The sequence below is a fragment of the Bacillus sp. NPDC094106 genome (assembly GCF_044764345.1).
Lineage (GTDB): Bacteria > Bacillota > Bacilli > Bacillales > Bacillaceae_G > Bacillus_A.
Map to the genome: position 1 here is coordinate 38,736 of NZ_JBIWHY010000021.1, position 13,693 is coordinate 52,428.

The 13,693-nt window shown below is 34.6% G+C and carries 12 protein-coding genes and 1 pseudogene; all 13 read right to left on the reverse strand.

What is annotated here, in order from left to right; all coding sequences use genetic code 11:
• Positions 1–138: 138 nt before the first annotated feature.
• Positions 139–1,425, reverse strand: a complete 1,287-nt coding sequence (locus ACIQ7L_RS23805) for an MFS transporter (protein WP_400572162.1) — start codon at positions 1,423–1,425, stop codon at positions 139–141.
• 12 nt (positions 1,426–1,437) lie between these two features.
• Positions 1,438–2,046 (reverse strand): TetR/AcrR family transcriptional regulator, encoded by a 609-nt coding sequence (locus ACIQ7L_RS23810; protein WP_400572163.1) that lies wholly within the window; start codon positions 2,044–2,046, stop codon positions 1,438–1,440.
• Positions 2,047–2,514: 468 nt separating this feature from the next.
• On the reverse strand, positions 2,515–3,024 hold the full coding sequence (locus ACIQ7L_RS23815; protein WP_400572165.1) for a GrpB family protein: 510 nt from the start codon (positions 3,022–3,024) through the stop codon (positions 2,515–2,517).
• A 261-nt stretch (positions 3,025–3,285) separates the two neighbouring features.
• The gene (locus tag ACIQ7L_RS23820; protein WP_400572167.1) at positions 3,286–3,795 is read right to left on the reverse strand and encodes a GNAT family N-acetyltransferase; all 510 of its coding nucleotides are present in this window, start codon (positions 3,793–3,795) and stop codon (positions 3,286–3,288) included.
• A gap of 178 nt (positions 3,796–3,973) precedes the next feature.
• Positions 3,974–5,176 carry a Ger(x)C family spore germination protein gene (locus ACIQ7L_RS23825; RefSeq protein ID WP_400572169.1) on the reverse strand — a complete coding sequence of 401 codons (1,203 nt, stop codon included), beginning with the start codon at positions 5,174–5,176 and terminating at the stop codon, positions 3,974–3,976.
• Positions 5,157–6,263 carry a spore germination protein gene (locus ACIQ7L_RS23830; protein ID WP_400572220.1) on the reverse strand — a complete coding sequence of 369 codons (1,107 nt, stop codon included), beginning with the start codon at positions 6,261–6,263 and terminating at the stop codon, positions 5,157–5,159. Before ACIQ7L_RS23830 ends, ACIQ7L_RS23825 begins: the two co-directional genes overlap by 20 nt.
• Complete coding sequence (locus ACIQ7L_RS23835; RefSeq protein ID WP_400572171.1) at positions 6,263–7,813, reverse strand: spore germination protein; 1,551 nt, start codon at positions 7,811–7,813, stop codon at positions 6,263–6,265. The genes ACIQ7L_RS23830 and ACIQ7L_RS23835 overlap by 1 nt, the downstream gene beginning before the upstream one ends.
• Positions 7,814–8,310: 497 nt before the next feature.
• Positions 8,311–8,436 (reverse strand): hypothetical protein, encoded by a 126-nt coding sequence (locus tag ACIQ7L_RS23840; protein WP_097899473.1) that lies wholly within the window; start codon positions 8,434–8,436, stop codon positions 8,311–8,313.
• Positions 8,437–8,588: 152 nt separating this feature from the next.
• Positions 8,589–8,702, reverse strand: a pseudogene (locus ACIQ7L_RS23845) (IS6 family transposase); the annotation flags it as partial.
• Between the two features lie 247 nt (positions 8,703–8,949).
• Positions 8,950–9,606 (reverse strand): phosphatase PAP2 family protein, encoded by a 657-nt coding sequence (locus ACIQ7L_RS23850; protein ID WP_400572173.1) that lies wholly within the window; start codon positions 9,604–9,606, stop codon positions 8,950–8,952.
• Between the two features lie 40 nt (positions 9,607–9,646).
• Positions 9,647–10,750 carry a Ger(x)C family spore germination protein gene (locus ACIQ7L_RS23855; protein WP_400572175.1) on the reverse strand — a complete coding sequence of 368 codons (1,104 nt, stop codon included), beginning with the start codon at positions 10,748–10,750 and terminating at the stop codon, positions 9,647–9,649.
• The gene (locus ACIQ7L_RS23860) at positions 10,747–11,847 is read right to left on the reverse strand and encodes a GerAB/ArcD/ProY family transporter (RefSeq protein WP_400572177.1); all 1,101 of its coding nucleotides are present in this window, start codon (positions 11,845–11,847) and stop codon (positions 10,747–10,749) included. Before ACIQ7L_RS23860 ends, ACIQ7L_RS23855 begins: the two co-directional genes overlap by 4 nt.
• 4 nt (positions 11,848–11,851) lie before the next feature.
• A complete protein-coding gene (locus ACIQ7L_RS23865; protein WP_400572179.1) occupies positions 11,852–13,387 on the reverse strand; it encodes a spore germination protein in 1,536 nt (511 codons plus the stop codon).
• Between the last annotated feature and the right edge of the window lie 306 nt (positions 13,388–13,693).

The window sequence follows — 13,693 nt, forward strand, 5'->3', positions numbered from 1 at the left end:
TTTCTTCATTACCCTAAATATCCTGTTGTAGTTTTATAAAAAAGATTGATTATTCAAAACTTATCAATAACTAAAACGTAAAAAGTCATAAAAAATAAAGGGTGATACGTATTAGTCATGTATAATATGTATCACCCTTTAATAAGAAACTGGTACTTTTCTTTCATTCTTTTCACTAACTTTAGAGTCCAGAGTTTTTGTTATTATGTAGTACAAAGATGTACCAGTTAATCCTAGAGTAAGAAGCAATCCCCCCATATATATAGGGCGAATCCACTCTCCAACGATGATCAACAACGAAGATACAATCATCGCTCCGTAGAAAGTCAAGCTATTAAAAGCCATATAGGTGCTACGAGCGTTAGGTGGTGCTAGTTCCCCTATCATCGCCTGTTTAATAGGAACATACATCAGTTCACCAATTGTTCCAATAAACATGGCAATAAAAAGAAGCAACACGCTATTTGTAAAAGCAAAAACACTAAAACATATAGAAAAGATCAACATTCCTGTAACTAGAGTCCAGCGATCACTCCACTTTTTAAATAAGAATAATACAACACTTGATAGGAGAACTACAAGAATTGTATTCTCCGTTCGGAGAAAACCTAGCATCTTTGTGCCATCAAGCATGAAATCTATTCCAAACAATGAAGCTGAATGATGGGGTATATCTTTTTCAAGACGAATCCCAATATAGTTTGTTAAAGACTGTTCCAAGGAAAAAATCAGAATCGCTCCGAAAATATAAAACATAAACAGCTTATCTTTTAAAACGGTCGAATAGGTTTGAAACATCTCTATTGTTGAAAAATTTTTTTTATAATCAGAAGACTTAGATGAAGGTTCCGGTGTATAGGTTTCTGTGATGAAGAATACGGTCATGAATACAGATAACAAAGAGATGAGTGAAATTCCAATAAATAACTCAAACAAGTGGTTTTTAAAAAGAAATGCTCCAATGATTCCTCCAATAGCAGTTGATAAATTCCCCAGCCAGTAGTTAATTGTAAATACGAGCTTTCTCGATTCGGAACTAGTAACATCAATAATCATAGCTTGTGCTGCTGGCTGAAACATTCCTCCACAAAACATATTGATGATAAAGAATGCTGCGGTAATATAAGGAAGGTTAAACCAAGGGGAATTACAAAGTGCTATAAACAGATACGAAAGCAATATACCAAGTTCAGAATAAATCATTATTTTTCTCCGACCTATTTTGTCTGAGACATGCCCCCCGATAAAACCTCCAATGACCCCACTAATTACAATTATTATAAGAATAATACCCGTTTCAGTAGCTCCAATTTTCTGAGCAAAATAGATTGCCAGAAAAGGTATAACAGCCATGGAAATAAGGCTGCCTAGAAATTGCATGGACAAGCGAAGTTTGATGTTGGGATGGATATCTCTCAATTCCATATAAATCACTCCTTATTTATTAGAGATAGGTACAAATAATCTCAGGGCTTGTATCGTTATATCCTTCCACATCAAGTTTGTATATTCATCAATAAACGTTAAACGCATTCCGTTTAAGATGGATAAGTACGATATAGCAACTAATGAAGGTGATTCTTCATAAAAGTAACCCAGCCTTTGCCCTGCTTCAATAACCGGATGAATACAGTCTATAAATGCATTTACGAAATCATTTAGTTCTTTGAAAAGCTTTGGAAATCGATCAGGTCTCGCAAGAACCTGCTGAATTAGACGTAGGTACTCACTTCTCATTGCAAAGAGTTGTACATGGCAATCTATCATTTCCTTCACAACTTCAAGAGGCTCACCTTTAAAGTGTTCTTCTATCTCAATAAAATATGGTTTAATTTCCTCCAATGGCTCCAAAATCGCTGATTCATAAAGTACTTCTTTTGAATCAAAATACGTAAATACGGTACCAAAGCTAACTCCTGCTTCTTTTGCTATTTCGGCAACTTTTGTCTCTGCAAAACCATTCTCACTATATAATTTAATTGCGGCGTTTAGGATAGTAGATCTTTTTCTTTTCTTTTTTTCATCTTTAGTAAGTCCAGGTTCCATTTCGATACCCCTTTCATAAAATTTGATTGATTAATCAATCAAATTTTATTGTAATTTATTCCCATTGTCAATATGATGAAGGAATTTATTTTTACAGTTAATTATATTCGAACTTCGTGAACGAATAAATTTATTTTAAAAGTCGTTATTCCATTAAATGGCCCGATTGCTGAATAAGAAAAAATCCTGCACATCAACACAGGATTTTGATCAAACTTTTTTACATATTATCAATAACTGAACTACTTAATAAAAATTGCCATGCTTTTTACCCATATCATTTTGTTTAGAGATAATAAAGTTGTTTCATTTTGTCCCTAGAAATGAAGTAACCTCCTACCTGTTAATTTAGTAGGAAGTAATTAACGTTGTTTAAAAATTGCTTTACTGCTTTCATAAAGCGATATTTCACGAACAATAAAGTTGTTTCATTTCGGAGGGCGAATAATTACACATAGCCCTCTTTTTTTAATTGTTTATTTTAGTCAATATAGATTTAACAAAGTTTGTTTTATCATCTGCATATTTATGTTTATTATTGGGATTAGCCTGTGAAAGTTGAATCTTTAACTGTTCATACTCAATCCGAGCAGTTTTATTATTTTTTAAGTAATCTCTAAAACACAATTGTTCAATTAAATATTTATTACCCTTTTCATACATATGAATTTGATGTGTTCTCAGTTCTCCCTTATTAAAATAATATCTTTCAGGTAATACATCTTTTCTATACCTATAATTTAATTGTTCTAACTTAGCAATACATTTCACAACATTTTCAAAATTCTTTAATTCAATCGCAATATCAATAATAGGTTTTGCACTCAAGTGTGGAATAGAAGTACTTCCAATATGGTGTATTGCCAAAATGTATTCTCCAATTTGTTTTTCAATCAATTGTTTCTCTTTTGAAAATTCGATTTCCCATTCCTCAGTCCAAGGAACTAAAAAAACTTCGCCATGGGGTAACCCTAACATTTGATTAACTCCTCCTGCATACAGCCCTTTTTCACGAATATAATATCGAAATATTCTTTCTTTTATTATATAGTATACAAATAAAAAGATGGTGTGAAATTCCAATTCACACCATCTTTTTAAATAACTATTTTAATTTTTAAAGGACTTTATTATTTTTTTAACAACTTTAATATTTGTGTACACATTTATCAAACAGTTGTATTCTTCGATGTACATCTTTCTTTTAACGTGTACAACTTTCTTTTAAATTCACAGTTTTTAATTGTGTACGATTAAACCGTTAGGGCGAAGACGACTCATCATAATTTCATCAACAAATTTCCCTTGCGCTTTTAAGCTCCCTTTCTTTATTCCTTCTTCTACAAACCCAAACTTTTCATATAATGCTTTTGCACCAGGATTTGTTTCTAAAACACCTAGTTCTACTCTCTCCAGCAATAACCAATTATCTGCAAGATCAAGTATTTTCGTAAGCAAAGCTTTGCCAATTCCTTTATTATGATATTCGCTATTTACACCAATGAATAAATCACCTGAATGCGACCTTCTTCCTTGGCCTTGACTCAAACCAACAAACCCAACAACTGCACCATCATACTCTGCTACAAATTCAAATTGATTAGGCGCTAAGTTTCGAATTCTATTTTCCATCGCATCTACTCGCATACTAGGCAAGAAAACCATATAAGGTAACACCTCATTTTGTGTGCATATGCGATGAATTGCTCTAGCATCTTGAATCTCTACTGCACGAATTGTAACTTCCATCATATCCCTCCTCGTGTACAACTAATTATAAAGTAAAGAATATTCAAATGAAATATATTATTGTATATTCCATAACCTATTCAATGAAAAAGAACCCTATATTCTCCAAGTTTATAGGATTCCTTTTACGCTTATTATATGATTGGGCTCCATTGCTATATAGACTCCAGTTTCGCTTCTAAACTCCTTCCGTACCATAATCCTCGATCGTTAACTTTACACTGTATGTGATTGGAACCTTACTAAATGTTTTATCCCAATCTTTTTTAACCTTTTTCCATACTTTTGGATACTCAATTTTTAATCTGTTACCGAAGCCAGCAACATCAGTCTGATATTCCTTTTGAATTTTTTTTAATGTATGTTTCGCCAATCGTTTTACTTCTTGTTCCGCGGACTTTTCTACACTTTTTAGAAACTTATTTTCAAAAGGTTCCCCTGAAGCGACCCATTTTTCAGACAGCCGCCCCTCTGATTCGATGTTCACATGAAAAGAGATTTTATTTCCTTTAACATAAGGTTGAATTTTACTTTTCATAGATTTTACTTCATACATAATAGATTTCCCTGTCTTTTTATCAAGGGTTTTCACCAAACCGCTTTTCCCTTTTCCTGTTATCCATGTTAAACCTTCTAACTCATTTTCATTCAAAAAACCTCGCAGCTTTTTTGTCTTTCCTTTGATTATGGCAGCTCCCACATATTTCACTTCCCCATTTACCGCAATCACATTTGGCAAAAGAAAACTAGCCCCTGATTGTACCTTTCCTGGTAATTTAGCAAGCGGCATGGGAGGTGAAATCCGTGATGATCTATATTGATTATCCCCAATCTCAATCAAACGGAACGCTGGAATTTCTCCTTTTTCCTTCGATTTCAATGTCTCGCTAGCTCGGCCCTTACTAATTAACACGAGACTACTTGGTCTCATCTCATTATCACGGATAAAAACATCCAATAACTGGTTCAAACTATACGCTCGCGCAAGACTTTCACTAACAACAACCACTTTCGTGTGATGGAAGATTATAGGGCGCTGCCTTCTTAATGCAACTTCACGAATCGATTGGTGAAGAGAATCTCCGGTTTCAGAAATATTCGTGTAAGCTTTTTGTTGTGGTCCTCCACCTTTTCCTCCACCTGATGATTGTGGTTTAACAAATTGAAAGGTTGATGTTACAAGATTTTTTTTCTTATAACTTCCTCCGCGTTCTTCAATCTTTTTCTCAACATTCGTCTCGTTGTCTTTATCAAATGCCAGGCCTACCGCGAAACCCAGCTCTTCAATTTCATGACTGCTCCAACATCCTGTAAGAGTCAAAAGCAAAAAAACTGATGATAAAATCAAAAGAAGTCGTACATTATTCACACTTTGGTTCATTCTTTCTCTTCCTCCATCTCGAAATTACAAGAAGAAGCAGTGGTAGAATACCAAATAATATTATCGCCGCATTACCCATCATATCCCCTAATTTAAATAGATCATTCATGTTTTTCGGAATTTCAGCAACGATATAAATAACCGGAAGTAACCCATACAGAAATGAATGAATATTCTTGTTAAAGAGCTGTGCCAGTCCTAAAGCAGCGGCATAGTAGCAGATTGTGTAAGTTGCAAAGATTTGCATAATCCATATCACAAGTAACAAAGACTCAAAGCGTTCAAATATTAAACCGGAGATTTCAAAACTTCGCATAAGATCAATCGTAGGCCATGTTCTCATTACCACCCCATCAACAGAAAACGTTCCTATCACCATTACAACTGTAATGACATAAAAAATTAAGGGAATAGTAGTTCCAATTAGAACAACTCTTACACCTTGAAGTGGTTGTTTCATAAATGCCAAAAGGAGCAACATGATTTCAGCACCTGAATATGCAAGAGTTGTTGTTTTTAAGCCTTTTAGTACCGGGATAATCCCTAACCCTAATACAGGACGAAGATTGTCTATCTCAAATATTCCAATGCTCATAAAGGAAGTCAGCAAGAAAATAAAGACTGTAATTGGAAATATAATTTCAAATAAACGTGCTATCGAATTTATTCCACCTAAGTTTAAATAGAGGCTCACCCACATAAATGGCATGACAATAGCCCACCCAGGGGTTCCTTCCAGTAAAAAGAAACTTGTTATTCCTTCCAGCGTTTTGACTTGAAATGAAGCAAGTGTAAAAAAGTAACCCACTATAAATAAGCTAAGTAACGCTCCCAACCATTTCCCTACAATTTCTTGACTATATTGATAAAATGTTTTTCCGGGAAACTGTTGACTTAATTTGACGATGATTACCCCTGCAACCATCGCAATTAATCCGCCTAAAATAACAGTTACCCAAACATCTGGTGTATTTACTTTCTCTGCAGCTGTTCTGGGCAAGGTGAGAATTCCTACTGCGAGTACATAATTGATAAGAATGACAGCTGCTTGCGAAGTCGGAATTCGATCTTTAGAGCTGGTAATCATCATTCTTCACTTCCTTTTCGTATCGAATCTTTCATATTCATCATTTTCGGACGACGTTTCATCATCTGTAGTGGCATACGAAGCATGAAATCTTTCCAATCACTTAATTGATAAAGAACGGCGGGACTAGCATAGGGCACGCCAAAACTCTTCAACCTCGATATATGACTGCATAGAGAGAGAAAAAACAGAATGACTCCGTATAGTCCAAATATGGCAGCGCTAAACATGGCTACAAAGCGAAGCATACGTAGTGGTATTGCTGTACTATAATGAGAGAGCGCAAAGGAAGAAATAGCGGTAGCCGCTACTACAATTACCATGATTGGACTAACAATTCCTGCCTCTACGGCAGCCTGCCCAATGATTAATCCACCGACAATTCCCATCGCCGAACCAATTGGCTTAGGCAGGCGTAACCCTGCTTCCCGCAAAATTTCGATGGCTATTTCCATAAATAAACCTTCTATAATGGCAGGAAACGGAACACCTTCCCGTCCCCCTATGATTGAAATGGCTAACTTGGTCGGAATCAATCCGGGATGAAATGAAATAAAGGAAATGTACAAGGCAGGTGCAAAAAGAGAAATAATTGCTGCCCCATAGCGCAATAAACGAATAAGTGTACCTGGGATCCAACGTTCATAATAATCTTCGGGCGATTGCATCATCATGCTAAATGTAAGTGGAACAATCAAGGCAAAAGGTGTTCCATCCAATAAAATTGCAACCCGCCCTTCCATTAATGCAGCGATGACACGATCAGGTCGCTCTGTGCTCTGTACCTGCGGAAAAGGACTGAGATAATTATCTTCGATAAGCTGCTCCACATAGCCTGACTCTGGCACATTATCAATATTGATTTTCTGAATTCTTTTCTTAACTTCTTCTACTAATTCCGAATCAGCAATCTCTTTCATATAGGCAATAACCAAGTCTTTTTTTGCTCGCTTTCCTACATGAAATTTTGTTAATGACAATCCCTCGTTTTCACCATGTAGCCGTAAAAGAGCGGTATTATCAGACAAAACTTCTGTGAAGCCTGCACGTGGCCCTCTGACTGATACTTCTGATATGGGCTCTTCAACATTCCGTGTTTTTCCTTTTTTTGTACCAAGAATTAATACATCTGATAAGCCCTCAATCAAAAGTGCCGTTGAGCCCATCAACACTTTTTCCATCAACTCTTTTATAGAATGAACTTCTTCTACGCCACTAACGGCAAGAACTCGATTCTTAAGAAACTCTTTTAAAACGGTACCTTCCATATCAGATGGTTCACATTTGTATTCTTCATAAAAATTAAGCATCAATGACTTCATAATATGCATATCAATAAGATCTTTATCCGATAGCCCCTCCACAAAAACAAGCGCTGCTCGAATGTTTGTCCCCCCCATGTTAAACTCTCGAAAGTGTACATCCGAGTTATAACTCCCTTCTTTTTTTACAAGCTCTAGATCCAAGGTAAAATCGCCTGTAAAATAATTTGGAACATTCGGAATAGGCTTATCCTGATATGTATCGGCTTGTTTTTCTGTTTGCCTCATCTTTGATTCCTGCTCTTTCACCCTCATCACTCTTTCTCTTTAAAATCTTAGTGTACATTCCAATTCAGCCACAATCTAATACAGTACTAATTTCAGCAGCAATCAAAGCATTTTGCTTAGTTTCCGAGCAATTCAACATTACTCTCTAATGAAAGCAAAAACATGATAGCGAATGTTTTTCAAGTTGAGAGGTTATTTATCCATTAAGACCCACCATTTTTCAGTTTATTTTTCCCAATATTACATGTTATATGTAATGCTTCTCCTGTTTGCCGTAACTTACATTTCACTTTTCATACTGAAATATACCCTTTTTATCTTGTTAATGATAAGCTCTCATTTTCACCATAGTGCTGCAAAAGAGCAATATTATCGTTTAATCTTTCTATGAAACCTATCCGTGAATCTCTGACCAACACCTTCGATATGTGCTCTTCAATATTCCGTCTTTTCTCTTTAGTTAGAGGAAGAATGAATACATCGTATGATACATTTCATCATTCTTCCTCTAATGCACGGATCCAACCAAAAATTTTTGAAAACACATATGGAATGAAAAATACGATAAAAGCTGGAACAACAACTTTCCAGCCTGGAAGATAGGAAACAATCGTTTTCCACATTTTAATCACCCTATATCAGCAGTTGACACCGCGATTTTTCCACACCAATCAGAATTTCTTAAGCATTATTATGTCTGATAAGCGGAAATTTAATCCAATCGTAACTTTACAACACATGTCTCTACTATCGATTAGTGAACATTCAAAATAATATTCCTGTCTACTGTGACAACACTATGCTTTAAAACACGAAAAGGCTGCAAAGCTTGCTTAGAAAAGCGCTTTGCAGCCTTTTGATTTCTTGTTTTACCTAAATAAAAATCAATATATTTAATTTACTTTTTTAAAACTATATATATCCATTTTGATTTTCCAACATATAAGCCACGGCTATGAAGAACAAAAGGTGATCGCTACTTATTTTCTCTCTTTGTTTTCACTTGGCATGGGGCAGAAAAAGGATCTGACCGCTTCTATGCATGGCCGGATTCTCTCTCTCACCTAAAAAGAAAGGTTTTATGTCGACTTTTCAATTTGTATTTATATAGCAAAGATTCTAAAACTATCTTAGGGCTATAACATTTTAGCTTGTTGTTTACGATTTTCTACATAATGTTGAAAAATCCAAATGGTTACAGTTAGCCAAAAACAGCTTGCTAAATAGCCTCCTAATACATCGCTTGGATAATGTACACCAAGATAAATACGGCTTACTCCAATTGCTACAGTCATTATTACGCTGATAAGAATTAAAAAAACACGTCCAATTCGCGTAGTGATATGACGCCATAGTAAAAATGTAAGCACGCCATATAAAGCGAACGCTTCCATAGAATGTCCACTCGGAAAACTATATCCGCTTTCCTCGATAATTCGGTGTAGTGTTGGTCGAGCACGTTTAAACATAAATTTTAATACTTGGTTAAAAACTGCTGTACCCATAATAACTGTTACAAATAATATAAGCTCTGTACGATGATGTAATACTTTGTACAAAAAAAAGAGCGCAAGAACGGAAATGACAATAACGACAGATGTAGATCCAATCGTAGTAAAAAACTTCATAATTTTTGTCATTGTCGGCGATTCAAACCCTTGAATAAACGATATAACAGTGTTGTCAAATTTTATAATCTTTTGTTCACCAATTAAGATTGCTATTAAAGCAAAACCCATAATTGAAGCTAAACTTAAAAAGAATGCACGTGTAAATTGTAGTTTTAAATTCATGTTGATCTTACTCCTAAAAAATTATTATTTTACTTTCTTGTTACTTGATTGTACCCATCCCACTAATTTTAACACGTACTTTAACATTTACATCAGCCTTTGCTAATGATTTTTCCCATTGATGTTGAACTTTTTTCCAATCCTCATATGTATAAGCCCGTGCATATAATCCTAACCCTATAGGATCAATTTCGGCAATTTGTATTTTCTTTATTAAACGTTGAAAATCAGTTTTTAACTGTTTTTGAATTTTTTGTTCCAATGTCATCCCATCATTCCTAACATTAAAAGGAAACAATCGTTCTGAAATTAAAATTCTCATATGTACGTTTATATTAAAAATAAAACGATCCTTGTATTGTACACTTGTTTTTACTTTGGTACCTTCAGAAATAAAACTTAGCCAATGCTTATCTTTACTGTTAGATTGTAACGGTACTGCAATGGTAAATGGAAATTCCCCTTCTATTTTATTCTGCAGGATACGTAACAATTTATTTTCTTCGGGGGTTATAGTTAGTTTGTATCTATTCTGTTCATCAAATAATGCGGAACCTGTTAACTTTATATCGCTATTCTTTTTAATGGCAGAAATACTCGTTGTCATTCCTTTTTCTTTCGTTTGATTATGAAAATCTTGAAGAGTCGTTTTTACTGTAATATTTCTTCTATGTGCTGTCTCAAGTAATTTTGCCAAATATACAGGAAGACGCGGTTTATTTTTAGGAGCATAATAAATTATGTCTGAAACAGGACCATCCACAGCAACGATTTTTGTGGTTACAGTGTTTTTTGGATCCCGATAGAAAGGATCTAAATAATCTGCCCACTTCTTTTGTTTTAAAAGTCGCTTTCCAATCAAAATAATTTGTGTCTTACTTCCCGATGTCAAAGCCATAACCATTGTATCAAATTTTTCTCGAGAGTTTCGTACCGTAACGGCTTTTACACCATATTGTTCCTCCTTAATCTTGGCTTCTTTGTTGAAAACAGGGCTTGATAAGTATACTTTCAAATTATCATTTTCGTCCAAATCTAAACCGAGTATCAGTGTGAGTGTAACATCTTCAACATTCATTTGGTCCAAACACCCAGTGAGCAAAAGAACCGGTATTAAAATACTGCACAATATTTTCGGTTTCAATGTGTTTCCCTCCGAAAGTATTTTTTGTATATCAAATTATATACCCATAAAAAAATAGGGAATAAATAGGCCAGTCCAAGCCCTGCTTTCGATATAAATTTTTGAAACATTTCTGATTCATTCCAAGAAGGATGAGTCCAGAACGTTACTACAATCACTGCTAATAAGAAAATAGCTACATGAAGAGTATGATCTTGTTTTCCAATTAATTGACTAGAACAAAATACAGCACAGTATAAACTAGGGATCCATGCTGTAGAGACAACAAGTAGATAAATAGCCAATAAGATCATATCAAATCGTTCTAAAAAACGAAATTCAATGACTTTAAGTAAGTTCAGTACTGGTTGATTAAATTCTATAATTGCATCGGGACTGAAAAATATAAAGCAAACAACAGTTGCAAACAAATAAAAACAGACTGTTAAGGTGTTAGCTATAATAATGCCTCTCATTGCATATTGTTTCTTTTGTAAAAAAGGGTACAGAAAAAATGCAATTTCAAATCCTATAAAGGAAAAAATAGTAGATGGAACAGCTGCAAACACAGGTCTCCACCCTTCTTTCAATAATGGAAGAAAGTGTAGCCAATTACCATCTTTTAATGGTATGAAGAAAAAAATTGGAATCCACATCGTCATATAAAAGACTAACTCACAGTAACGCCCTATAATTCGGACACCATTACGGGCAACGAAAAAAGTTGGAATAGCAAACAAAAATAAAATGATATAATCCGAGGTTTTAGGCAGAAGCCATCCTTTGATGTAAAGCATTCCACCAATGAGAACTGTCCATGCATAAAAAACAAAATAGATCATATAAAAAACAATTATTGTTTTACCAATAATTTTCCCAAATAATCGTATAAGAATTTCATATAAGGTATCATTCGGATACTTCTTAGCCGTTTTAATTAGAAAAACACTTGCTGTTATAGAGCAAAACCAGCCAATGAATAGCGCTATCCAGCCATCTGTTCCGGCCTTTTCCGCAAGTACCCTAGGAAGGGATAAAACACCAGACCCTACTTGTGCTGCATTAATTGTAAAAATATATTGCATGACAGTGATGTCATTATATGCATATTTTTTCATATTTTCACCCTTTATCAGGATTATTTTTGTTGTGATTTGTCGTAACATTTTTAGAATCGTTCTTCATTAACCACAATGGAAATCGAAAAAACGTATCCTTCATACCTGATAATCGAAAAGGTGCAAGCGGACTTCCATAAGGAGTTCCTAATGATTCTAGACTTATGAGATGTGCAATTATAGTCATCCAACCGATAACAATCCCTACGACTCCAAACAAAGCTGCTAATAACATCATGGGAAATCGCAATAACCGAATCGCTAAACCCATGTCATAGTTAGGAACAATAGCAGAGGCTATAGCTGTAACCGCAACAATAATAATCATGATATTACTCACAATTCCCGCTTGAACAGCAGCTTGTCCGATGACAATACCACCTACAATTCCTACAGTCTGGCTAATAGGGGTAGGTAAACGAAGAGCAGCTTCTCTCATCATTTCTAAGGTCATCTCCATAAGTAAAGCTTCTATGACTGGAAGAAACGGAACTCGTTCTCTTGATTCTGCAATAGATAAAAAAAGCTGCACAGGAATCACTTCAAAATTAAATGAAATAAACGCTACATATACTGCTGGTAAAAATAAAGCAATTAAAAAACCTACAAAACGCAATAATCGAATAGCGGAAGCAACTAACCAGCGTGTATTGTAATCATCCACACCTTGAAAAAATGAAATGAAATTTGTAGGAGCAATTAATACATTTGGGCACCGATCCACGATAATAACAAATCTGCCCTGAAGAATTTGGGATACAGTTGCATCTGGCCTTTCAGTTAACATGAACTGTGGAAACGGCGAATAAGGATTATCTTCAATAAATTCGATTAGTTCACCCGTATTAACAATCGTGTCTACTTGAATATTTCGAATTCTATTTTCAAGTTCCTCCAGTACTTCTTCGGAAGCCACATCTCTTAAATATAAAATAGATGCTTTCGTTTTTCCCCTACTGCCAATTAAAATCTCTTTTAATACTAATTCTCGGTTAGGAATATATCTTCGTATTAAGGCTATATTCTGACTGGATGTTTCTACAAATCCTTGATGAGCACCTTTTAAAGAAAGTTCATTCCCAGGATCTGTAATATCTCTTTGTGGCCACCCTTTAGTATTTAGTCGATATCCTTCTTGGTTATCAATAAGTAAAATACTATCTCCCTCAAAAATAGCATTTTCAACTTGCTTCCACGATGTATTAATTATTTGAATTTCTCCTATTGTAACAGGTAGATCTTTACTAGAATCGAACGAGTTATGTATTAAGGGACTTAAGATATTATTATGAATGACTTGTTTATCTACTAATCCCGATAGATATACTAAAGCAGCTTCTGATCCATTTTTTAATTGAAATCTACGAATGACCAAATCAGGAGCTTGTTGGAAAATCTGCTGAAGTTGATTTATATTTTCTGATAAATCCGAACTGAGGTTATAATTTTCTATATTTTCTTTTTGAAGACTTGTATTTCTATTCTCTGGACGATTCATGGAATGACGTCCGTTTTTTAAGAACTTTAAAAATGTAAACACACTTTTTACTCCCTTCGAAAAGAGTATTCCAATATTTTTTATTGTGTATATTTTAGGGAGATTTATTCTATCATCCAGTATAAAGTGAAACTTTAATCAGTGGAGGTTTTCTTCATCCCCTACTGATTATTAGCTCCCATCAATCGGGCCTTTACGGTTAAAGGACTATTTCTTATCCAATCTCCCTTTACACCTAAAGGAGCGGGCTTTCCTGTTCGAAAAATTTGTAATTAAAAAGCTTTGCAAAAAATCTTGCAAAGCTTTCTATTATTGCCTCTTATTCTTTTTTCTGAAAAGGCTGAATAT